General features: G+C 73.4%; 19 protein-coding genes and 1 pseudogene. 9 read left to right on the top strand and 11 right to left on the bottom strand.

The features are described 5' to 3' along the window. Nucleotides 1–111: 111 nt before the first annotated feature. Both ACI780_RS07015 and ACI780_RS07010 read right to left on the bottom strand, forming a co-directional pair. Nucleotides 112–2,649: a DUF4062 domain-containing protein gene (locus tag ACI780_RS07015; RefSeq protein ID WP_457001796.1), complete on the bottom strand. Its 2,538-nt coding sequence runs from the start codon at nucleotides 2,647–2,649 to the stop codon at nucleotides 112–114. Nucleotides 2,650–2,679: 30 nt separating this feature from the next. Further along, the gene (locus ACI780_RS07010) at nucleotides 2,680–2,823 is read right to left on the bottom strand and encodes a hypothetical protein (protein ID WP_457001794.1); all 144 of its coding nucleotides are present in this window, start codon (nucleotides 2,821–2,823) and stop codon (nucleotides 2,680–2,682) included. Nucleotides 2,824–2,959: 136 nt separating this feature from the next. Here ACI780_RS07010 and ACI780_RS07005 point away from each other — a divergent pair, with 136 nt between their 5' ends. Beyond that, nucleotides 2,960–3,838: a hypothetical protein gene (locus ACI780_RS07005; RefSeq protein WP_457001792.1), complete on the top strand. Its 879-nt coding sequence runs from the start codon at nucleotides 2,960–2,962 to the stop codon at nucleotides 3,836–3,838. 61 nt (nucleotides 3,839–3,899) lie between these two features. Here the strand turns inward: ACI780_RS07005 and ACI780_RS07000 are convergent, their stop codons facing one another. The 5 genes from ACI780_RS07000 to ACI780_RS06980 form a co-directional block, all read right to left on the bottom strand. Then, a complete protein-coding gene (locus ACI780_RS07000) occupies nucleotides 3,900–5,561 on the bottom strand; it encodes an FAD-dependent oxidoreductase (protein ID WP_457001790.1) in 1,662 nt (553 codons plus the stop codon). Between the two features lie 262 nt (nucleotides 5,562–5,823). Then, nucleotides 5,824–6,066, bottom strand: a complete 243-nt coding sequence (locus ACI780_RS06995; RefSeq protein WP_456872845.1) for a hypothetical protein — start codon at nucleotides 6,064–6,066, stop codon at nucleotides 5,824–5,826. A 154-nt stretch (nucleotides 6,067–6,220) separates the two neighbouring features. Continuing rightward, a complete protein-coding gene (locus tag ACI780_RS06990) occupies nucleotides 6,221–6,346 on the bottom strand; it encodes a hypothetical protein (RefSeq protein WP_456872846.1) in 126 nt (41 codons plus the stop codon). A 148-nt stretch (nucleotides 6,347–6,494) separates the two neighbouring features. Continuing rightward, complete coding sequence (locus tag ACI780_RS06985; protein WP_457001787.1) at nucleotides 6,495–7,160, bottom strand: response regulator; 666 nt, start codon at nucleotides 7,158–7,160, stop codon at nucleotides 6,495–6,497. Continuing rightward, complete coding sequence (locus ACI780_RS06980) at nucleotides 7,157–8,386, bottom strand: sensor histidine kinase (protein WP_457001785.1); 1,230 nt, start codon at nucleotides 8,384–8,386, stop codon at nucleotides 7,157–7,159. Before ACI780_RS06980 ends, ACI780_RS06985 begins: the two co-directional genes overlap by 4 nt. Before the next feature lie 261 nt (nucleotides 8,387–8,647). Here ACI780_RS06980 and ACI780_RS06975 point away from each other — a divergent pair, with 261 nt between their 5' ends. The 4 genes from ACI780_RS06975 (at nucleotide 8,648) to ACI780_RS06960 (ending at nucleotide 11,087) form a co-directional block, all read left to right on the top strand. Further along, complete coding sequence (locus ACI780_RS06975; RefSeq protein ID WP_457001783.1) at nucleotides 8,648–9,337, top strand: GPP34 family phosphoprotein; 690 nt, start codon at nucleotides 8,648–8,650, stop codon at nucleotides 9,335–9,337. A 56-nt stretch (nucleotides 9,338–9,393) separates the two neighbouring features. Continuing rightward, nucleotides 9,394–9,903 (top strand): SET domain-containing protein, encoded by a 510-nt coding sequence (locus ACI780_RS06970; RefSeq protein ID WP_457001781.1) that lies wholly within the window; start codon nucleotides 9,394–9,396, stop codon nucleotides 9,901–9,903. Between the two features lie 159 nt (nucleotides 9,904–10,062). After that, on the top strand, nucleotides 10,063–10,212 hold the full coding sequence (locus tag ACI780_RS06965) for a hypothetical protein (RefSeq protein ID WP_457001779.1): 150 nt from the start codon (nucleotides 10,063–10,065) through the stop codon (nucleotides 10,210–10,212). Between the two features lie 659 nt (nucleotides 10,213–10,871). Continuing rightward, nucleotides 10,872–11,087: a hypothetical protein gene (locus ACI780_RS06960; RefSeq protein WP_457001777.1), complete on the top strand. Its 216-nt coding sequence runs from the start codon at nucleotides 10,872–10,874 to the stop codon at nucleotides 11,085–11,087. Here the strand turns inward: ACI780_RS06960 and ACI780_RS06955 are convergent. The 4 genes and pseudogenes from ACI780_RS06955 to ACI780_RS06940 all read right to left on the bottom strand — a co-directional run. Further along, nucleotides 11,066–11,248, bottom strand: a pseudogene (locus ACI780_RS06955) (IS3 family transposase); the annotation flags it as partial. The gene ACI780_RS06960 and the pseudogene ACI780_RS06955 overlap by 22 nt on opposite strands. Before the next feature lie 356 nt (nucleotides 11,249–11,604). Continuing rightward, on the bottom strand, nucleotides 11,605–12,018 hold the full coding sequence (locus ACI780_RS06950) for a cupin domain-containing protein (protein WP_457001775.1): 414 nt from the start codon (nucleotides 12,016–12,018) through the stop codon (nucleotides 11,605–11,607). 25 nt (nucleotides 12,019–12,043) lie between these two features. Continuing rightward, nucleotides 12,044–13,411: a hypothetical protein gene (locus ACI780_RS06945; RefSeq protein ID WP_457001773.1), complete on the bottom strand. Its 1,368-nt coding sequence runs from the start codon at nucleotides 13,409–13,411 to the stop codon at nucleotides 12,044–12,046. A gap of 20 nt (nucleotides 13,412–13,431) precedes the next feature. Beyond that, nucleotides 13,432–15,285, bottom strand: coding sequence for a S8 family serine peptidase (locus tag ACI780_RS06940; RefSeq protein ID WP_457001771.1), 1,854 nt, complete (start codon nucleotides 15,283–15,285; stop codon nucleotides 13,432–13,434). Nucleotides 15,286–15,701: 416 nt separating this feature from the next. On the opposite strand from ACI780_RS06940, the gene ACI780_RS06935 reads away from it, so the two are divergent. From ACI780_RS06935 to ACI780_RS06920, 4 genes are all read left to right on the top strand, one after another. Then, nucleotides 15,702–17,105, top strand: a complete 1,404-nt coding sequence (locus ACI780_RS06935; RefSeq protein WP_457001769.1) for an NF041680 family putative transposase — start codon at nucleotides 15,702–15,704, stop codon at nucleotides 17,103–17,105. 85 nt (nucleotides 17,106–17,190) lie between these two features. Continuing rightward, nucleotides 17,191–18,020 (top strand): IS5 family transposase gene (locus tag ACI780_RS06930; protein ID WP_457001767.1). Its coding sequence is split into 2 segments (ribosomal slippage): nucleotides 17,191–17,547 and nucleotides 17,550–18,020, totalling 828 coding nucleotides; the frame shifts between segments, so codons are not numbered across the junction. A gap of 717 nt (nucleotides 18,021–18,737) precedes the next feature. Continuing rightward, a complete protein-coding gene (locus tag ACI780_RS06925) occupies nucleotides 18,738–19,730 on the top strand; it encodes a hypothetical protein (RefSeq protein WP_457001765.1) in 993 nt (330 codons plus the stop codon). Nucleotides 19,731–19,819: 89 nt separating this feature from the next. Then, nucleotides 19,820–21,904: a phage tail sheath family protein gene (locus ACI780_RS06920; protein WP_457001763.1), complete on the top strand. Its 2,085-nt coding sequence runs from the start codon at nucleotides 19,820–19,822 to the stop codon at nucleotides 21,902–21,904. Nucleotides 21,905–21,914 lie beyond the last annotated feature (10 nt).

Genomic DNA, 21,914 nt, shown 5'->3' with positions numbered 1-21,914 from the left:
AGGTGTGGGAGCGACTGCGTCCCGGACGGCGCCGGCGAGCAGTGCGAGACCCACCAGGGCACCGAGGACCGCCGGCCCCCGGAACGATCTGCAGCAGGTCGAGCCCGCGAGTCACCACCGCTCGGCGAGCAGGTCACGCACCGGGCGGTGGGCCTCCGCGTCGATGCGGGCAGCGCTCTCGACCGGCCCCAGCCGCTCGGCGAGCACGGAGCGGGTGCGTGCCCAGGATGTGCGATCCGGTGGGAAGACGTCCGCGCCGATCGACCGGCGCACCGCCTCCGCCGCGCCGGTGAGACGGGCGGCGCGCTCGGGATCACCTGCGGCCACCGTCACGGCGGCCATCCCGTCGAGCGCCCGAGCGGTGGTCTCCCGGCTGTCCATGGCCCGGCTGTGCTCGAGCGCCTCGGACAGCACCCGGTGAGCCGTGTCGAGGTCACCGCGAGCGGCGTGCGCGAGCCCCAGGTTCACCAGGGCGTTGCCCAGGAAGACCTCCGTCCCGGCCGTCCGGGCAAGCGCGGCGCTCTCCTCGAGCAGCGGCACGGCGTCGTCCGGGAGGTCGCGGAAGAGCTTCGCCCCGCCGAGGGAGAGCAGCGCGAAGGCGAGGCCCCACCGGTCGCCGAGCTCCCGGAGGACGGCCACGGCTGTCTCGAGGAGGCCCTCACCCTCCGCGGGGTCGCGGCGGGCCACGAGCAGTCCGAGCGGGATCCTCGCCAGCGAGGCCGACCGGGCGTCATCCAGCTGGCCGTGGAGCTCGACCGCCGTCCGCAACGCCGGTAGGGCGCGGTCCTCCTCACCCGCCTCGAAGGTGAGCATCCCGAGCACGAGCGAGGCATCGGCGCGCACCGCCGGCGTGAGGCCTGGCCCGTGCGCCAGCAGCTCCTCCATCCAGCCGATGCCCGGCCGGAACAGGTGGTGCACCCACCAGAACTGCCACAGCGCGCGGCCGAGCCCCGCCGCCTCGACGAGGGCACCGCGATCGAGGAACGTGCGCATCGCGGCACCGAGGTTCCCGGACTCCGTGACGTACCGGTCGAGCGCGGACCGGTCGAGTGCGCCCCGCTCCGCCGAGTGGACACCGGCCGCGAACCGGAGGAAGAACCGCGCGTGGTCCTCCCGGACCCGATCGGCCTGGCCGCTGGCCTCCAGCCGCTCGAGCGCGAGCTCACGGACGGAGTCCAGCATGGTGAACCGCGGCTCGCCCGAGGCGGCGGGAACCACCTGGACCAGGCTCTTGTCCACCAGCGAGGCCACCGAGGAGAGCACCTCGGGCGCGCGCTCGTCGCCGCACACGGCCTCCGCGCCCTGCAGGGAGAACCCCCCGACGAACACGGCGAGCCGCGCGAGGACCACCTCGTCGTCGTCGTCGAGCAGGTCGAAGCTCCACTCCACGGTCCGGCGGAGGGTCCGCTGCCGCTCGGGCAGGTCCCGCGACCCGCCGACGAGGACGGCGAGCCGCGACCCGAGGCGGCGCAGCAGCTCGACCGGCTGGAGCAGCCGGACCCGCGCTGCGGCGAGCTCGATGGCCAGCGGCAGCCCGTCCAGCCGCCGGCAGATCTCGGCGATCGCCCGCAGCTGGTCGTCGTCCAGGTCGACGTCGGCCCGCGCGGAGCGGGCCCGGTCGATGAACAGCCGGACCGCCTCCGATCGGGCGAGGACCTCGATCGGCTCCTCCGCTCCGACGGTCCCCAGTGACGGGACGACGACCACGTGCTCGCCGGTGAGGTGCAGCACCTCCCGGCTGGTGGTGAGCACCGTGAGGCCCGGCGCCGCACCCAGCAGCTGCGTGATCAGCGGCGCCCCGCCGACGACCTGCTCCACGTTGTCCAGCACGAGCAGCGTCCGCCGAGGGGCGAGGAACGCCGCGAGGGCCTGCTCCGGGGGCCGCCCTCCGCCGTCGGGCAGGCCCAGAGCGGTCGCGACGGCGGCGGCCAGCAGCTCGGGGGCACGGACGCTGTCCAGCGGCACGACGGCCACCCCGTCGGGGAACGAGCCACGCACCTCGGCGGCGGCCTGCACCGCCAGCCGGCTCTTGCCGATCCCGCCCGGTCCGACGAGGGTCACCAGACGGGTGGCGGCGTCGGTCAGCAGGTCGCGCAGCCGGGTGAGCTCCTGTTCCCGGCCGATGAACGAGCTGGCCGGGGCGGGCAGCCGCCACTGCACGGCCTGGTGGCCGGTGGGCGGGGGCTCCGGGAGCGTGAACCGCTCGCTGAGCAGGACGGCGAGGTCGTCGGCCACCAGCCCGGCGAGTTCCTCGACGGTGCCGAAGCTGCGGTAGGAGAGCCCGTCCGAACCGATCCGTTCGATCATCTCCACCAGACGGGGAGCCCGGTCGGGCGCCGGCGTCTTGAGGTAGACCAGCTTGGGCTTGCCTGCGGCGGCCAGGTACTCGTCCTCGAGTCCCGACACGGTCATGCCCGGTGCGACCCAGCCGTACGACTGCCAGTAGACGCCGATGAAGACGTCGCTCTGCTGGAGGTAGGCGAGGTACAGCTCCCGCGGCGGGTGCGGTCGGGCGCCCAGCTCGAAGAGCACCGGCGTGAGGCGCAGCCGCTCGACCGCGCCGCGCACGGCGACGCGTTCGTCGGCCAGCTCCTGCATGGTCGAGCTGATGAACACCCGGAGTCTCTGGTCCGGCGTCCGGATCGGCATGACTGCCCCCTTGCACCCCAGGTCAGGCGATCAGCAGGCCGCCCGCACCACCCGGCCGGCCTCCGTCGACAGCCCGGTCAGCCCCACGTCGAGCAGGGCCGATCCGCCGATCTCCACCGCGGGCGCGGCGACGAGCAGGACGGCGGCGAGGTCGCGCGACTCCGTGGACGGCATCGCCTCTCCCCTCCGCCGGCGGGTGTGGCGTGCGCGCATGATGCCGCCTCGCGGCAGCCGCGTCACCCGGCTCCGACCCCGGACAGGGCGACGACGCGGTGATCGGGCCGGGCGGTCGCGGGGCGAGGATGGCGCGGTGGCTGACACGGCGGTCGCTCGGGCGGAGCGGGAGGTGGCCCGCGTGCGCGACGACCCGGTCGGGCGCTTCGAGCTGGCCCGGCGGTTCTACCGGCACGCCGACGGGCCACGGCGGCGGTACGGCCGGGCGGAGCTGAGGTTCCTGCGCTGGGAGCTCGCCCGCGGCGTGCTGGTGCCGGTCCACGCCGACCCTCCGGGTAGCCCCTGGTGGCGAGCGGTCAACCAGCGGCTGCTGCGCGACAAGGTCGAGGCGGACCTCCTGGTCGGCGGGGTCCCCGGGACGGCCGACACGGCCAGCGTGGAGCTGTGGACGGCGTTCATCCGGCGTCCGGACCCCGCGGCCTGGTACCGCGCCCACAACGCCAGCGTCGTCGCGGCCTATCTGGAGCACGAACCGCTCGCCGCGCAGGAGCTCCCGGTGGAGCGGTTCATGATGAACGTGGCCCTGCTGCGGCTGCTCTTCACCCACGCCCTGGTGGCTCGGCCGCGCGTGGCCCTGGGGCCTCTCGCGCGACTCGGGCCGGCCCTCGCCGACCCCCGCGGCCCCACCGTGGGGCTCTTCCTCGACCTCCGCCGGTCCTTCCCCACCCACTACCCGCTCCGGCTGCCCGTCGGGCAGGCCGTCGCGGCCGAGCAACCGCTGGCCCGAGCGCTCGACTACGGGGTCATCGCGCCCCGCTTGCCGGAGCTGTACGCGTTCTCCGCGGCATGCCTCGGCGAGCCGCGGCTGACCGGCCTGTTGGACCAGGGAGCCCCGGCGTATGCGTGGCCGCCGGAGGACCGGGACCTCTGGAAGGCCGGCAACACCGGACGACACCTGCGCTCGATCGCCCGGTTGACCGGTGCGCGCACCGGCTACGACCGGCAGTTCCTCTAATGACGTCTCCGGGCCACAGCGCCGTCGTGACGGCCGCGGCGGCCGAGCGAGCACCCCGGCTTCACGTGCGCCGGGATGCGTGCGTCAGGTGGCGGTGGACCTCCGAGATCGCCGTCGCCCCCTCGCCGACCGCGGCCGCGACCCGCTTGACCGACCCGGAACGGACGTCGCCGGCGGCGAAGACGCCGGGCACGGAGGTCTCCGACGGCAGGACCGTGGCTCCGGGTCCGGTGTGCCCTCCGTCGGACCGACCCGTGAGGACGAAGCCGTGGTCGTCGAGGCGGATCTGCTCCGGCAGCCACGCGGTGTCGGGAACCGCGCCGATCATGATGAACAGGGCGGCCGCCGGCACCTCCCGGCGCTGGTCCGTCCGCCGGTCCCGGAGGACGAGTGTCTCGAGGCGGACGGAGCCCCGTCCGTCGACGACCTCGGTGGACGGCATGACGGAGATGTTCGGAACCGCGCCGATCTCCCGGATCAGGTAGTCCGACATGCTGCTGGTGAGCGTGTCGCCGCGGACGACGAGGGTGACCCGGTGGGCGAAGCGGGCCAGGTGGATCGCTGCCTGGCCGGCGGAGTTGCCGGCGCCGACGATGTAGACCTCGGCGCCGCGGAGCACCGGCGCCTCCGACACTGCCGCCCCGTAGTAGACGCCGGCCCCGACGAGGGCCTCCAGCGGCGGGAGGCCGAGCCGCCGGTAGGTCACCCCGGTGGCCAGCACCACCGACCGCGCGCTGACCGTCCTGCCGTCGCTCAGCCCGACCCTCGTCGTGTCCCCGTCCGGGACGAGTGCCGTGACGCCGATGGTGAACAGGAACTCGGCGCCGAGCATCCACGCCTGGGCGAAGGCGCGCGCGGCCAGGTCGTGACCACTGACACCGCGCGGGAACCCGAGGTAGTTGCGGATCCGGGAACTGGTCCCTGCCTGACCACCCATCGCCTTCCGCTCCACGACCAGCGTGGCGAGCCCCTCGCTGGCCCCGTACACGGCGGCGGCCATGCCGGCCGGGCCGGCCCCGACGACGACGAGGTCGTAGCACGTGTGCTGGGGCACGGTGTGTGCACCGACGGCCTCGGCGATGTCCGCGCGGGTGTACTCGGTGAGCACCCGGCCGTCGCGCAGGAAGAGCACCGGCCGGTCCGGGTTGCGGTCGGGCACGGCGGACAGCAGCTCGGCCCCCTCCGGGGTGTCCTCGTCGAGGAAGGTGAACGGGATGCCGTTGAGGTCCAGCGCCTCGCGCAGCTCGTAGGCGACCGGATCCAGTCGTCGGCCCACGATCCGGAGCAGCTCGAACGGCGGGGTGTTGCGCCGGGCCCAGGCCTCCACCGCCTCGGAGACCACGGGGTAGAGCAGGTGCTCCCGTGGACGCCACGGCTTGGTCAGGTGGTGCTCGAGGTAGCCGAGACCCATCCCCTCGACGATCACCGGCTCACAGCGCCGGTCGCCGTAGTCGATCAGCAGCGCCCGCTGGGCCTCGGGGAAGAGCTGCTTGCTGCGGGCCAGCAGCACGGCGCCGGTGCACTCGCCCAACCAGTGCTCGGTGACGATCAGGGCCACGTCCCGGCCGTCGTCGCGGAGCCGGGCCAGCAGGTCCGAGGCGTCGTCGAACGACGTGGCCGTCGCGGTGTCGAAGTCCGCGCCGTACCGGCGCAGCAGGTCGGCGCTGAGCTGGTCCACGGTCGACCGGTCCCGGTCGACCACCACGAACAACGGTCGTTGCACGCCAGGCACCCCTCCACGTCAGGACGGCACGACCGGCCCGCCGGGGCGACGGGCACCCGGCGTCGCGTGGACGCCCGAGTGAGGAACAGGCCGATCCCGAGCGCGACGGTGGCCACATCCGCCCCCGCACTCCAGGCCCGGGCCGCCGTCAGGGCCTGGAGTGTCGAGCCGGACGGTTCCTGCTGGTCCGGCCTCCGGGGCAGCGGTGTCAGCCCGCGGAGCGCGCCGCAGCCGGTGGCCCGGAGCTGGCCACGCGGAGCGGTCAGGGTCGGCCGGCGCCGGACGCGACGTCCGCGAGCGAGCCGGTCTGCTTGGTGATGACGAGTTCGTCGACCTCCAGCCGGGCCAGGCGGAGATCACGCACCTCGGCACGGCCGATGACGAGGCGGCCCACGGCCAGGGAACCGATCGCCGCAGCACCGACCGCCAGGGCACCGACCGCGGCCGCTCCGGCCGCCGCCGCTCCGATCGCCAGCGAGCGGACGGCCACGGCACGCACGGCCATCGGGCCCACCGGCCCGACGACGGCGCGGCGCTTCGTGCTCAGACGTGCCCCTCCATCGTGTGTGCGCATCGGACTGTCCTCCTTCCGCAGCGGCAGCCGGGTGCCGCTGCTCCGATCCAGTGGGATGGGAGAGACGTCGCCGCCTCGACGGGCCTCACCGGCCGGCCCGATCGCGGCTCGGGAGCGGGATCGCGAGCACCACCCGCTGTTCGGGCCGGCCGAGCTCGAGGAGCCGGTGGCCGGGAGCGGCCTCCAGCGGGTCGAGGATCCGGAACCGCATCGCTGGCACCTCCCCCGCTCGCCCTCCCGCAGCGGATGGGGGTGGAGTCAACTCCGGTCGTGCCCGTTCCGCTAGGGACTGTTCGACGGGTCCTCGCAGCCGGGTCCGGGCCGAGCGCCCCGAGCGACCGGGCTGTCGGCCGGGCGCGTCAGCGTCGGGGTTCGACGAGGCCGGCGTCGTAGGCGTAGACGACCGCCTGGACCCGGTCTCGCAGCCGGAGCTTGGACAGGATGCTGGAGACGTGGGTCTTGACGGTGCCCTCGCTGACGAAGAGCTCGTGGGCGAGCTCGGTGTTGGTCCTGCCCTGGGCGAGCAGGCGGAGGACGGTGAGCTCCCGTTCGGTGAGGCGCTGCAGCTCCGGCGCCGGCGTGCTCCGTGGCGTCGGCCGGGCGATGTAGTCCTCGATGAGGCGGCGGGTGACCGAGGGTGCGAGCAGGGCGTCGCCCCGGACGACGCGACGGACTGCGAGGACCAGGTCCTCGGGCGGGCAGTTCTTGAGCAGGAACCCACTGGCGCCGCCGCGCAGCGCCTCGAGGACGTAGTCGTCGCGCTCGAAGGTGGTGAGCACCAGCACCCGGGTCGGGACGGAGCCGCCGAGGGCGCCGATGCGCCGGGTGGCCTCGAGCCCGTCGACACCGGGCATCTGGACGTCCATCAGGACGACGTCGGGGCGCAGCTCGGTGACCAGCGCGACCGCCTGCTCGCCGTCCTCGGCCTCGCCGACGACCGCGATGTCCTCCTCGGACTCCAGGATGAGCCGGAAGCCACCGCGGACGAGCGCCTGGTCGTCGGCCAGCACGACCCGGATGGTCACGGCGCCCGTCCGTCGTCCGGAAAGGCGGCCAGGACCCGGAAGCCACCGGCGGGCAGCGGCCCGGCGTGGAACCGGCCGCGGTGCAGCCCGACCCGCTCGCGCATGCCGATCAGACCGTGGCCCCCGGGCGCCGCTGCCCCGTCGGTCCTGGTGTCCCCGTCGTCGGTCACCTCCACGGTGAACACGCGGGGCTCGTAGCCGAGGCAGACCTGCACCTGCCCGGCGGTGGAGTGCTTGACCACGTTGGTCAGCGCCTCCTGGACGATGCGGTATGCCGACACCTCCACCGACGGCGGCAGCTCGCGGGGCCGTCCCGCGACCGACACCTCCACGGCGACACCGGTCTCCCCGACCTCGGCGACCAGCGCGTCGAGCTGGGCCAGGCGCGGCTGCGGGGCGAGCGCGTCGGGCTCGTCCTCCTGGCGCAGGAAGCCGAGCATCCGCTGCAGGTCGACCACCGCCTGCCGGCTGGTCTCCTCGACGGAGGCCAGCGCCTCGGCGGCCCGGGCGGGCTGACGGGTCATGACCCGGCGCGCCGCCCCGGCCTGCACGCCCATGACGCTGACGTGGTGCGCGACGACGTCGTGCAGTTCGCGGGCGATGCGCACGCGCTCCTCGAACACCGCCCGCCGGGCCTCCTCCGCGCGGTCGCGTTCCAGCCGGGCCGCGCGGTCCACCAGCGCCCGCTCGTGGGCACGCCGTTCGGCGACGAGGTCCCCGAACCTCCAGGCGGCGACGACGAAGGCAGCGTTGAACAGCACGAAGAAGACCGCCCGCAGCAGCAGCGGCCCCTGCACCGGCGCCCCGGCGGCCACGACCAGCCGGTAGGCGAGGAAGCCCAGCGCCGCGACGACGTTGATCCCGCGCACCCGGTTGCGCCAGCGCTCGTGCCCGTAGGCGCCGGCGCTGTAGAGGGCGAGCCACCACACGACGACGGAGACGGTCAGGTCCGGGACGTCGACGATCCGGTAGGGGAAGAAGACGACCGTGACCACGATCAGGACGGCCAGCGGACACCGGCGCCGCAGCGCCAGGGGCAGCACCAGGGCCAGCGTCAACCCGACCCACACCCCCGCCGGCGGCGGCCGGTAGCCGGGCGGAGCCGTGTCGATCCCGACCCGCACGGCCAGCACGCCCAGCACGGCGAGCACCGCCGCGGCGGCCGCGTCGGCGAGCAGGGGCCGCGCCTCGCCGGCGGCCCGCGCCCGGCGAACCCACCTCCGCACAGGGCAACGGTAGGGGCGGCGCCCGGTGAACTCATCCCCCGCCAGACAGAGACGTCCTGGCCGGAAGACGGATCCGGGAAGGTCGGGCGCGGATCCGGCGGCCGATCCGCGAGGCGGCCGTCCGACCCGCGGTGGAGACCCGGATCGGTCCGGCGGGCGATGACCCGGCCGGTGCCGGTGACCGACCCTGGATCCGGCGCCGGCCGTCCCGGCGAGCGGGCGGTGCACCGGTGCACGGCCCGGACGACTGGAGGTCCTGTCATGTACCTGCCCTCGAGCACCCTCCTCGCCGAGGACCTGCTGCTCCTCACCGCCCACCCGGTCCGGGCCACGGTGCGCCGTCCCACCGGACTCGCCCTGCCCCGGGCCCTGGCCGGCGCCGTGGTGCACGACCTCCTGGCCCTGGGCGCGGCGCGACTGCGGGGCGGTCTGCTGCTCCTGGCGGCTGGTCCCGCGGCTGGTCCCCCGGCAGCACCCCGCCCGCTGCACGACCTCTCGGACCGGCTCGCGACCGAACAGCCCGTGGACCGGGCGATCGACGTCCTGGCGGCGCCGCGGGCCCGGCTGGGACAGCACCTGCTGCAGTCCCTGGCCGACGGCGGTGCGGTGGTCCGCCGCGACCGGCGCCTGTTCGGCGTGCTGCCCGTCCCGTCCCACGAGGTCACCGCCCCGGACACCGTGCGAGCGCTGCGGACCCGCGTGGCCACCGCGCTGACCGGGCCCGTGGACGACGCCCGGGCCACGACCCTGGCCCGCCTGGTGTGTGCCGGCGACCTCCACCACCGCGTGGGGGTCGACGCCGGCCCCGCGCGCCGCCACGGCCGGTCCGTCGTCGCGCAGGATCCCGTGGCGACCGCGGTCGAGGGCGCCATCCGCCGGGCCCGCCGGGACGCCGCCACCACCGGCGCGGTCGCCGCGACCGCCGGCGGGGTCGCCGCGGCGGGCACCTGACACCGATGCGCCACGAGCCAGGACAGGACCGGGGGCCGGAGCGAGGATCACTCCCCGTGGTGCGCACGTGGATCACGCCCAAGGCCGTGAAGGGAGTACCCAGCGGGATCGCCGGGCGCGGTCTGCTGGCCGTCGAGCCGATCGGGTGGGGGGAGGTGGTCGCGGTCAAAGGCGGCCACATCGTGACCACGGAGGAGCTGCGGTCACTTCCGGAGCGGCTTCAGGACTCCGACGTCCAGATCACCGACGACCTGCACCTGGTCGCACTGACCGACGACGAGTACGAGGCCGTGATGCTCTTCATCAACCACTCGTGCGGACCCAACGTCGGCTTCGCCGGGAACGTGGTCCTGGTCGCCATGCACGACATCGCCGCCGGCGAGGAACTGACGACCGACTACGCGCTCTTCGACGACTACGACGGCGCCATGGACTGCGCATGCGGCCATCCCGACTGCCGTCGGCGGGTGGACGGGAGGGACTGGCAGCGGCCCGAACTGCAGGAGCGCTATCGCGGCTGGTTCTCCTGGTACCTGCAGCGCAAGATGACCGACACACACCCGTGATCGGTGAGCGATGGCCGCCGCCATGGACGGGATCCACCAGAGGGTGTCGCACCTCCTCCCTCGTGGACAGACCTCATCGGCGCCGGTCGTGCGCGACGACCTGCGCCGTGCCGTGGACCGGCCGGTTTCGAGTGCCTCACCTCGCACGTTCGCAAGACCGTGGCCACCCGGCTCGACGATGCCGGGCTGTCCGCCCGGCAGATCGCCGACCACCTCGGTCACAGCCGGCCCAGCCTGACCCAGGACGTCTACCTCGGCCGCGGCACCGCCAGCCCCCGCACGGCAGCGACCATCCGCCGAGCCCTGTAGCGATCAGCAACGAGAGGTTCTAGTGGCCGGCGACGACGCCGGGCGACCCGAAAGTCGGGGGTTTACAGCGAGCAGCACGATTGATGGTCGGCGCATCGCGCCACCAACGAGGCGCTCACCAGGAGCTCTGCTCCCCCGATTGGACTCGAACCAATAACCCTGCGAGTTGATCTTGAGGGTGTTGGCGGCTGTTGGTCGGCGACGAACACGCAGGTCAGATCCTCTTCAAGTCATCGATCTACGTTGGTCATCGTCGGGCGTCGAGGGTGGTTTGTTGGTCGTAAGTTGGTCGCGCCGCGGCGGAGGCCAGCGCGAACCGCCCACCAGCCTTGCGCCGACCCCGGCGCCGGACGTGGATGCAGGCCGCCCATCCCCGGACGCCTTGGCGCCTCCGCAAAGGCCAGGTTGCATCCCCGCCCCGCGGGAAGACCGAGAACGACCTCGGGCTCATCCGCCGGATCGACGCGCCCCTCCCCGGCGGAGCAGCTCCATGCTGGGTCGTTCGCCCCTGCCCGGGACGGTCGTCCTGCGTAGCGTGCGCAGGGACGCTGTCCGGGGCTCCCGGGGCGTGGACGGCCGGACCGGTCACCGAGAGCACCTCCGACCGGTTGACGGTCGGCGGGAAGTCGGTCGTCCATCGCGCCGAGTGCACGTTCACTTTGACCAGCAGCAACACCGGCGCAACGACACCGGTCACGGCGACGCTGACTCCTTCGCCCGCTCCGGTTCACGCCGATAAACAGGATGTGCTGGTCTACGGGGACGCCATCATCGAGCAAGGCAACCGGCTCGAAGTGCCCGGCGCCGCGACCGGGGGACTGCTGCAGCTTCGGTTGACGGCGGTTAAGGCTGATTATGCCGCGGTAGCCGCCTGAGCGGTGAAGGCGAGTTCGTACTCGACCGGGGTGCATTTGCCGAGGGCGCGTTGCCGGCGTCGGCGGTTGTAGGTGTGCTCGATCCAGAACACGATGGCGGCGTGCAGCTCGTCGCGGGTGCGCCAGCGGCGGCGATCCAGGACGTTCTTCTGCAGCAGCGCGCTTCCGGCTCGGCGGTGATCTGCGCGCTGACGCCGTCGGTACCGGATAGGGACTCGCCCGCGTCCTCCTCGACCCGCGGGTCCTGCGCCGGTGTCGTGCCGTCCGGCTGCAGCGGCGTTCACACCGCGCCGTCGGCCATGTCATCGATGACCAGGACGCGCACGAAAGCTGCCGTCTCGTTTCGGGGACGACCACCGCGGCTGCTGCCAACGCGCTGACTACCTTCCCCGGGCTGTCACCGGACCGTCACCGTCGCGGAGGGCAGTCGCCTGTGCCGGCGGCAGCACGACCGCAGCACGAGGCACCTGCCGCTGGTCAGCTCCGGGGCCGGTCGCTGGCTGCGCCGTCACGTTGGTCAGATGGTCGGGGTCCACGGCCCGGGGACAGCCTCGGCCTCGAGGGGGCCGGGCCAGGGCGGCATGGTGACGCCGATCGCCGCGAGCGGTTCCCGCCCGGTGTTGCGAAACTGGAAAGACGTCCCGACCGGAATGGTGAGACAGACCCCGGCGCGGAGGTCGATCTGGCCACCGTCGCCCTCGCCCCGCGCCCGCCACATGTGGCCCAGCCCGCCCAGCACGTACCAGATCTCGCTGACCGTGCGGTGACGGGTGGCACGCGAGACCGCGCCGGCGGCGAGCTCAAAGTGAGCCATGCCGCCGGCCGGGACGCCCACGAGGACGCGCACCAGGGAGCCGTCGGGTGCGACGTCGCCTGCCTGCACCGGCAGGAGGCACTCCCGGGGGTCGGCCGGGGTCCCCGGGCCGGTCATCGGCTCCGTCCCCTCATCACGCGCGTCACGCGGTGCTCACAACCAGTCCGCCGGCGCACAGCACGACCCATGCCAGCTCCCGGTGGACGATGTCGGAGTGGGCGCCCGAGGGCGGGCGCCCGCGTCGCACGACCGCCGCGACGTCCACGCTGGCGAGGTCTCGCGCCGGGAATGCGTAGGGCGACCCGACTGCCTGCATGGGCACCGCGTTCGGGCGGGGCTTGTGACCGCCGAAGCCGATAGCGCCCCACCGCCTGCGCAGCTCCTCCAGCGCCGAGGCGTCCTGCCCCCGGGCCAAGCTGGCCAGCGGGTAAAAAGTGCCGAGGGCCTGGTCGAGGTCGGAGTGGCAGGCCACGACCGGACCAGCGACGCGGGACTGCAATCCGCGCAGGACGCCGCCGCGGGCACGGTCAGTCGGCAGCTCGTCGGCGAACGTGAACTGGGAGAACGCCCCCTGTAGAAGCACGACGCCCTCCACCGACGCCGGCTCCTCGCCGAGCGAGCGGAGCGCGAAGGAGACCAGCCGGGCCCCGAAGCTGTGGCCGATCAGGGTCACCCGGAGCCCCTCGTCGAGCAGCGACCGCACGAAGGGGCCCAGGCCGCGCTCGCCTACGACACCGGCCCGATTCTTCATCTGCCAGTAGGTCGCCTGCCGCGCCAGCTCCTGCGCGCCGTGCCAGAGGCGCTGGACGTCGTCGGCCAGGCCCAGCTCTCCGCCCTGCCCCGTCGTCACGACCCCCAGGTCCTCCATCGCCTGGAGATAGGTCCTCGTGATCTCCTCGGCGCCCCGTCCGGGTTCGGCCACGGCGGGAGCGGCGCCCGAGCCGTCACCGTCGTCGACGGTCCCATCGCCCGCCGCGCCGTGCAGCAGCCCGGCGACGAGCTCGTGGGCCCGTCGCAGTTGCGACTCCTCCGGCGGACGTCGGCGGAGCAGGTCTACCAGCTCGTCGACGTCGTGGACCGCCTCGGGGAAGGCCGCACGCATGGCGTCGCGGGTCTCGTCGTCCGGCGGTGGCGGGGGGTCCTCGGCACGCGGAGCGTCGCCGATGCTCGCCACCCCGCCTCCCCTGCTCAGCTCCGGCGCCCCCGCAGGGTTGAATGCCGGTTCCCGCTCGTCGGACCAGCGTCGCGACGGCCAGTACACGCCGAGGGCGCCGACCGTCCGGTCCGGTGCGCCGTGCTCCGCCAGGAGCGGGGACAGCAGGCCGAAGAACCCGTCGTACAATCGGCGCGCCGTACTCGTGCTGTTGTTCCACCCGTGGCTAAACACCAGGACGTCGGTGACGCCCTCCTCGCGGAGGTCGGTCAAGGTCTGCTCAAGGGCGTCGTTCTGCACAACGCCCGCAGCGTCGAAGGACACCTCCCGAAACGGCAGGGCGTCGATGCGGTCCATGATCGCTCCTCCCCGGACTGCTACACGGACTGCAGGGCGCGCATTAGGTCGACTAGGCCGGCACCCTGGAAGTAGTGCTCCCTGCCGAGCGAGGTGGCGGTCCGGCAGAAGATCTCTTTGATGTGCTCGGGCTGGCCGATGAACTCCGGCCGCACGGAGAGGAAGGCGGCGACGGCGCCCGACACGTGCGGCGCGGCCATGCTGGTGCCGCTGTCCTCGATGTAGAGCGCCACGTTGGGCCGCCGCCCTCCGGCCACCTTGGCCGCGGCCTTGGCTCCGGCACCGCACGAGGCGATCCGCTCCCCCGGCGCCACGAGATCGGGTTTGGACCGGCCGTCCCCGGTGGGTCCCTTCGACGAAAAGTACGAGACCCCGTAGGTGTGGGGGCGGTCCCGGTGGGTGGCACCGACCGTGATTGCGCGCTCGGCGTTTCCCGGGTCATTGATCGTCATACCGACGCCCGCGTTCGTCTGCCGGACGACGGCGCTGAGCCGGCCGTACCCCGTGTTCCCCGCCGCGACTACGACCACGACTCCGCTCCGCACCAGGCGGTCGACCTCCCGGCACAGCGGACTCTGCCCACACGCGAACCACTTCGGGTCGAACTCGTAGCCGAGGCTGAGGTTGACCCCGTGGATGCGCATGAGACGGTCGCTGGCCGCGTTCACGTCGCGGACGTAGCGCAACGCGGCGATCACCCGGCTCGAGTCCCCGTCCTCGTCTGGGGGCAGCGCCTTGAGGCTCACCAGGCGCGTCCGCGGGGCCATCCCCATGAGCAGCTCGCGGGTGAATCCCCGCCCCGTCGCGTTGCCCGGGGCGTTCTGTTCGGCGTCGGCGAACTGGTCACGCAGCACCTCGACCTCCACCGCGCCGTCGCTCGGCGGTGCCTGCCCCGCGATGATGCCGGCGACGTGGGTGCCGTGACCCCGCTCATCGGTGAGCGCCGAGGCGGCGGTACCGGCCTCCGGCCGCAACGACGCCGTGAAGTCACGGTGCAGTTCTCGGACGTCGTCGTGGTCGACGTTCAGGTGGTGCTGGAAGTGCGGGTGCCCGCGGTCGATCCCTGAGTCGACGACCGCCCAGACGACCCCGTCACCGAGCGCGCTGAAGGAGCGGCGGGCGGCGTCGGCCTTGATGGCCCGGGAGGACGAGTCGATCAGCGGCTGCACCGGGAAGTCGGGCCAGACCCGGTGGATCACCCGATCGCGCTCCGCAGCGGCGTCCTGGGCGTCCGTCGTCACCATCTCCTGCATGGCGTCCATGGACAGCCGGACCGCGACAACGTCCTCCGTGAGCCGGGAGATGCGGTCCTGCGGGAGGTCCGCCACAGCGAGGGCCATCTCTGCGAAGCGATCCTGGGCCTCCAGGACGCCTCCCCGATAGCGGACGTTCAACTCGACCAGCACGGGGATGACGGCGGTGCTCTCGACGGGGAGGCCGATGCGTGCGCGCTCGTCGGGGTCGAGCAGCGGGTTGGCGATCACACTCGGCCGTACCAACGAGCGGTCCTCCGGTCGGCTGGTGACCGGAGGCAGCGGCCACGTGTCACCAGTGCCCTGCAGTCGGGAGTCCGCCTCCTGCGCCACCGACCGACCGACCTCGGTCAGCTGCCAGTGCCGGCGGTCGACCCGGACCCACTGGGCGGCGATCAGCCGCCGCAGGGCGATGTAGACGCGGCGCTGCCATTGCAGTCTCTCTGTCGACGAGGGCTCCTCGTCCACGGGGACCGGCGTCCTGTCCTCCGCCGTGAGCTTCTGGCCGAAACGCTGGTCGATGCGGTCCAGGACGTCTTGAGCGCCCGCGCTCCCGTCGTCGACCGCGAGCAGCGCGGCGAGCACGTAGTCCCCAAGCCGTTCGATCGGCGTGAACGCCATGGCCGTCTGAACCTCCTGCCCCGTCGACGGAGCTGCCTCGGGCAGCCCACCCGCCTTCACCCGTCCCGCGGGGCTCCCACCCACGCACCGGGAGGGGGACGCTAGAGTCCAGCCGTCACAGGAGCGTCACCGGAGCGTCACCGGCGGGGTCCCCGGACATGGTCCTTTCGGCAACTGGGCGCAGAGTCGCGGACCGACGGGCCCTCGCTGAGGTGACATGGCGGCCTGGGGACCGCGTGCGACGACCACCACGGGGTTGTCGGTGACGCCGCTGTGACGACGGTGTGGTGCCTTGTCCCGGAGCGGCCCACCCTGCTCGACGACTTAGCTCGGCTTTTAACCCCGGGCTGTCGGGCAGTTGCACCGGTGTGATTCGGGGCCTGGCATGAGGGCGGCCACCGCTGGATCCTTCGGAGTTGCGACGCTTCGAAGCAACGGCGGTGGCCGCGATGGACAGCGTGTGCCCGACCGATGGGGTTGACCAGAGCCTCGCCGCGGCTGCGCTGCGGGGCTTCCGCGAGGAGGCGTTCGGCTGTCTAGGGCGGCGCCGGGATGCGCTGTTCGAGCTGGTCGACGGCCTGCTGGCGGCCGAGTCGATGCCCTCGCTGCCGCACCTGAGCCTGGTACCGGTCCACCGCCGGGGCTGGGGCAGCGTGTATGCCGCGCTGGCCGCCGGCGAGGTGGACGCCGAACGGCTGGCCACGGTGCTGGCCGCGCAGACGCTGCCGGTGGCGCAGCCGGTGTTCGCCGTGGACGCCAGCACCTGGGCGCGCTGCGACGCCGAGTGCTCGCCGGGCCGCGGCTTCTACTACTCGCCGACGCGGCACTCAGCCGGCCAGCCGATCGTGGCCGGCTGGTGCTACTCGTGGATCGCCCAGCTCGGCTTCGACCGCGACTCCTGGACCGCACCGGTCGATGCCCACCGCGTGCTGGCAGGTGAGGACATCGGCCGAGTCACCGCCGCCCAAGTCCGCGCGCTGACCGGCCGACTGCGCGTCACCGAGACGGCGCCGATGTTCGTCTTCGACGCCGGCTACGACCCGATCGCGCTCACCGTCGACCTTGCCGATCTGCCGGTGGCGATCCTGGCGCGGATCCGCTGCGACCGGGTCTTCTACACCGCTCCGGCACCGGCTCCCGGGCGGTTGGGGCGCCCACCCCGGCACGGCGCCCGCTTTCTCTGCGCCGATTCAAGCAGCTGGCCGGCTCCCGACCAGACGCTTCAGGCCGACGACGAGCAGTACGGCCGGGTGCGGGTGGCCTGTTGGGGCGGGCTGCACCCCAAGTTGGCCGGGCGCGGCCGCTGGAGCGACTGCGCCGAACCGCCGATCGTGACCGGCACGGTGATCCGGGTCGAGGTCGAGCACCTGCCCCGGCCCACCGCCCGGGCGGTCAAGACGCTCTGGCTGTGGTGGGCCGGCCCCGGCCGACCGAACCTCGACCGGTGCTGGCGCGCCTACATCCGCCGCTTCGACCTTGAGCACACCTTCCGGTTCTGCAAGCAAGCCCTCGGCTGGACCACCCCGCGGGTGCGCACGCCCGAGCAGGCCGACCGCTGGACCTGGCTGGTGCTCATCGCCTACACCCAGCTCCGTCTGGGCCGCTTCATCGCCGCCGACACACGATTGCCCTGGGAACGGCGCCTGCCGGCACACCGGCTGACCCCAACCCGAATCCGACGAGATTTCCCGCGACTCCTGCCGCTGCTGGGCACGCCGGCCAGTCCACCGAAACCCTGCGGCCGCTCCCCGGGACGACCGGCCGGCAGCCGACGAGGACCAGCACCCCGCCAGCCAGCGATCAAGAAGACCGCCGCCTGAAGTTAAAAAGCGAGCTGAGAAGACGTTGCGGAAGTAGGCCCTCGGGCTTTATCGAGCTGGGGTAGATCGGCGCAGGGTCCGGGTCATGTCGTCGTCGGCGTCTTCCTCGCCGCCGCGGCTGATCAGTGACGAACTGTGGGCACTGGTCGAGCCGCTGATCCCGTCGCGTCCTCCGGCGGTGCACGGCCGCACTGGCCGGCCCCGCACCTCCGATCGGGACGTGCTCGAGGGCATCGCGTTCGTGCTCTCCACCGGCATCGGCTGGACCAAGCTGCCCGGCGAGCTGGGCTACGGCTCGGGCTGGACCTGCTGGCGGCGGATGCACGAATGGGCCGACGCCGGCGTCTGCGACCAACTCCACACCGCCGCACTCGACCGGCTCGGCGAGACCGGCCGGCTGGACTGGTCGCGGGCCAGCCTGGACTCGGTCAGTGTCCGGGCGAAAAGGGGGGTGAGCTGACCGGCCCGAACCCCACCGACCGGGCCAAGCGCGGCAGCAAGTACCACCTGCTCGTTGATACCACCGGACTGCCGCTCAACGTGCTGGTCTCGGGCGCGAACCGGCACGACAGCCTCTTTGTCGAACCGCTCCTCGACGGCATGCCGGCCATCCGCCGCGGCGGCCGCGGCCATCCGCGGCGCCGGCCGGTCAAGCTGCACGGGGACAAGGGCTATGACAATCCGCGGGTCCGCCGCTACCTGCGCCGCCGCGGGATCACCGCCCGGATCGCCCGCCTCGGCCGGGATTCCAGCGCTCGTCTCGGCCGGCACCGCTGGGTCGTCGAATGCACCCTGGGCTGGCTGCTGTCCTACAAACGCCTGGCGCTGCGCTACGACCGCAGCGCGACGACGATCACCGCGCTGGCCCGACTCGCGGTCACCCTGATCTGCGCCCGACGGCTCCCGACGAACTAATGCAACGTCTACTACTCGTCTAATCTCCGCGCAGGCTTGCCTTTAACCTCGACGCTGTCGAATCACATGGCTCCCCCTCCGGACGCCAGGGCCAAGGGACCAAACGACTATTCGGACCGCGCGGCCGTAAGCCCACCCGGCCGACGAGGCCGGCCGCCGGGCGAACGGTAGGGACGTCGGCGTCACCGTCCCATCGCTGATCCGTCACGCGAAGAGTGCTGACCCGGGCGCGGCCTGCGGCCGACCGAACGCCCCTACTGCCCGTCATCACGTGGCCCACCCTGAGGGGAAGAGGACGCGCAGCACGGTCACCGCTCCACGGCAACCCCCACCGCGGCGGTGAACACCACACAGGGGACCTTGACGGGCAGCGGCGCCACTGAGTCCCCGTGAAGGCGCGGCTCGAACCGGCCCGGCCCCTCTGACTCGTCGCCCCAGGTGCGGTTTGGGAGTGGGCCGATGGGAGCCTGGCCGTCGGGGCCAGGACGTGTCGGACGTCGGCAGCGGCGGGCATCCGCCGCCCGATCACCGGTCGGGTCGGGCGCGTCGCCGGTCCGAGCCAGCGCGGGTCCTCCGGGCGCAGCGGTCCGGCCAGCGGGTTCTCGGGGCGGGCGGTGCGCAGTGACGGAGCGGTGACGGCGCGGTGACGCCCAAGGGTGACCATGCGCGCCATGCATTCCTGCGCCCCGGCACCAGCGGTCTCGTAAGAGGCCGAGCATGAGCGCGGTGATCCTTGCTGCGGCGGACGACGCCGCGCGCTGGCACACGACCACGCCCGACGGGTCCATTCCCTCCCCCGCCCTGCGGGTCGAGGTGCACGAGGGCTCGCTCCACGTCACGGCCAACAGCGACGCGACCGGTCACGCGATGAGCCGCTCGATCGGCCCGGTCGACGTGACGGGCATGACCGAGATCCGGCTTCCGTGCCGCGGTGACCGACGCGCTGTGGCCGCGGGCGCGCCGCTGGGATTCGAGCTGCGGCTGGGCTCCGCGGCGCTGCCGTCCGGCGATCCGGCCAACACCTGGCACCGCCTCCTGCCCGTGGCCGCGCCGGGCAGCTGGGAGATCGTCCGGCTCGGCCTCGACGACCTGCCGGCCGAGGTGGCCACCGCCGTGACCGGCCTGGAGTTGGTCTGGCGCGGTACCGACCGTCCGACGACGACGTCGTTCGGCGACGTGCTCGCCGTGCGACCCCAGATGCTGGCCGACGCCGACGCGGCCCTGGTGGCGGCCCTGACCGGCGTCCGGGTGGCCGGTGCCGTCGTCCCCGTCGTCGTCCTCGTCCACGGTGAGGACGAGCCGCCATCGCCCGCGCTCACGATCCGGCAGGTCGACGTCCGGTACGCGCCGGCTCGGGCCGACGACCGGCGCCTCCAGCGCGACTTCACGCGCCAGGGGCACCGCACGGCCCTCCTCGGCGACCCCTTCGACGTCGACTACGAGGTGCGCCCGGCCGCGACGACGCGCGCGGCGCAGGCCGAACTGCTGGAAGCGGTGGTGGAACGGCTCGGCGCCCGGCGCGAGCTGGCCTCCCACGGCGAGCGGCTGCCGGCCGAGCTGGTCTGGCTGCCCGACCGCGTCGGTGGCGCCGTGAGGACCGTGCCGGTCCTGCACTACCGGGTGGGGGTGCGCGCACCCGTGGCGGCCCCGGCGGCGGCACACCCGGTCAGCGACATCGGACTGCGGGTCGATCACCGGGAGGCGGGATGAACCCGCCGCCCGGCGCCCGGCCGGCCACCCGCAGGACGTCGACCGCAGGCGCCCGCGCCTGCGTCCCGACCCGCTGAAGGAGCGATGCGATGGCCCTCAACATCGGCGTCAACGTCGTTGAGGTCGACGGCGCTGGCGCGCCGTCGGTCACCGGCGCCGCGACCTCGGTCGCGGGCTTCAACGTGCTCACCCAGAGGGGCATCCCGAACGAGCCTGCGCGGGTGACCAGCTTCGCCCAGTTCGTGGAGCGCTTCGGCGGCCACTTCGACGGCGGCCTCGGCGCCTACCTCGTCCGCGGCTTCTTCGACAACGGCGGCCAGACCGCCTACGTCAATCGGGTGACCGACCCGGTCGGAGCCCAGCCCGCCGCGCTCCCCCTGGCCGACGCGGGGGGCACGACCGTCGTCACCGCCGGGGCCGGCTTCCGCGGACGCCCCGATCCCGGCGAGTGGGGCAGGCAGGTTTTCGTCCGGGTCGCCCACAGCTCCCGGGCCACGAGCCGGCTCCGCGAGGCGGCTCCCGCCTCGATCGTGGGCCAGCCGCTGCCCGACGCGGTGGACATGCGCGACCTGCAGGCCCTGGCCCTGCGCATCGACGGTGGCGAGCCGACGAGGATCGCCTTCGCCGCGGCCGACTTTCCCGATCCGGCCGCGGCGACCCGCGAGCAGATCCGGGACGCCATCAACCGCCGGACGCACCTGGCGACCGCCGGCCTCGGCGGCGACGACGGCAAGAGCCTCGTGCTCACCTCGACGGCCGAGGTCGGTGCGGACTGGACGAGCCTGCAGGTAACCGAGGCGCACCAGCGGCTTGGCCTGCCGGAGATGGCCGAGCCGAGGATCGGGGACCCTGCGGAGCTGCAGGCCGGCGGCACGCACTTGGCCCGCCCGGTGCACTTCACACCGGGCGACGCGGTCGTCCTCGGCAGCGGATCGCAGACGGCGCACGTCAAGCTCCTGACCGTCGACGACGCCAGTGGCAAGGCGACCTGGACGCCGGACATCACGCCGGGTGCGTTCGCCGATCGGCGGGCCGTGACCGTGTCCAGCGCCGAGTTCACCCTCACAGTGGCCGCGGGCGCCGGGGACGACGAGCACGTCGTGGAGACCCACGCCGGCCTGTCCATGGAGAGCGATCTGCCTGACTACGCCCCTCGCCGGCTGAACCACCCGCTGACCGGCTCCCGCCACGTGCGCCTGATCGACGAGAAGGCGGCTGCGCCGGGCCGCGCCCGGCCGGCTGCCACGGACGGCTTCCGACCGCTCGGGGGCGGTTCCGACGGGACGCCCACCGCGATGCACTTCGCCGGTGACCCGGCGCGCCGGACCGGCTTCTCGGCCTTCGACCCGGTCGAGGTGCAGCTGATCGGCTGCGAGCGCACCGACCGCTCGATCACCCAGGCGGGCCTCGCCTACTGCGCGGGCCGCGGTGACGCGGTCTTCGTGGGGGCGGTGCCCCAGAACTCCGTCAGCGGGGGCCAGGCGGTCGCCTACGGCAAGGAGCTGCAGTCGAAGAACGCCTACGGCGCGCTGTACGGCCCCTGGATCGTCGTCCCCGACCCGATCGGACTCGGGGACTCGCCGCGGATCACCATCCCGCCGGTCGGCCACGTGATGGGCGTCTACGCCCGGATCGAGTCGACCCGGGGCATCTGGAAGGCCCCGGCGGGGGACGAGGCCACCCTCCTCGGTGTGCTGGACGTAGAGACGCGCCTGAGCGACGCCGACCACACCGACCTCGTCGTGAACGGCGCGGTCAACGGCCTGCGCCCGGTGCCCCGGGCGGGGATCGTCGTGGACGCCTCGCGCACGCTGAGCGGGGATCCGCGCTGGCGGTACGTGAACGTGCGCCTGCTGTTCAACTTCGTCAAGAGCAGCCTCCGCGACGGGCTGCGCTGGGTACGGCAGGAGCCGAACCGGTCGACCCTGTGGAGCGCGGTCGAGTACGGCACCGTCACCCCGTTCCTCATGGGGCTGTGGCGGCAGGGTGCCTTCGGCACCGGTACCCCGGAGCAGACCTTCACGGTGATCGTCGACGAGACGAACAACCCCCCTGACCAGGTCGAACAGGGCCGGCTCAACGTCGAGGTGTACTTCTACCCCTCCCGGCCCGCCGAGACGATCGTCATCACCGTCGGTCAGCAGCCGAGCGGCGGCACGGTCCGCGAGGCCTGACGCGACGGTT

The sequence above is a fragment of the Geodermatophilus sp. SYSU D00814 genome (assembly GCF_054050055.1).
The sequence above is the reverse complement of the archived record's forward strand: the minus strand, read 5'-3'. Positions and strand labels throughout refer to the sequence as shown.

Excerpts from the sequence above, each read along its gene's own strand:
- ACI780_RS07015 (WP_457001796.1), bottom strand. The coding sequence starts at position 2,649 with ATGCCGATCCGGACGCCGGACCAGAGACTCCGGGTGTTCATCAGCTCG.
- ACI780_RS07010 (WP_457001794.1), bottom strand. The coding sequence starts at position 2,823 with ATGCCGTCCACGGAGTCGCGCGACCTCGCCGCCGTCCTGCTCGTCGCC.
- ACI780_RS06995 (WP_456872845.1), bottom strand. The coding sequence starts at position 6,066 with ATGGCCGTGCGTGCCGTGGCCGTCCGCTCGCTGGCGATCGGAGCGGCG.
- ACI780_RS06990 (WP_456872846.1), bottom strand. The coding sequence starts at position 6,346 with ATGCGGTTCCGGATCCTCGACCCGCTGGAGGCCGCTCCCGGCCACCGG.
- ACI780_RS06975 (WP_457001783.1), top strand. The coding sequence starts at position 8,648 with ATGTACCTGCCCTCGAGCACCCTCCTCGCCGAGGACCTGCTGCTCCTC.
- ACI780_RS06950 (WP_457001775.1), bottom strand. The coding sequence starts at position 12,018 with ATGACCGGCCCGGGGACCCCGGCCGACCCCCGGGAGTGCCTCCTGCCG.
- ACI780_RS06945 (WP_457001773.1), bottom strand. The coding sequence starts at position 13,411 with ATGGACCGCATCGACGCCCTGCCGTTTCGGGAGGTGTCCTTCGACGCT.
- ACI780_RS06940 (WP_457001771.1), bottom strand. The coding sequence starts at position 15,285 with ATGGCGTTCACGCCGATCGAACGGCTTGGGGACTACGTGCTCGCCGCG.
- ACI780_RS06925 (WP_457001765.1), top strand. The coding sequence starts at position 18,738 with ATGAGCGCGGTGATCCTTGCTGCGGCGGACGACGCCGCGCGCTGGCAC.
- ACI780_RS06920 (WP_457001763.1), top strand. The coding sequence starts at position 19,820 with ATGGCCCTCAACATCGGCGTCAACGTCGTTGAGGTCGACGGCGCTGGC.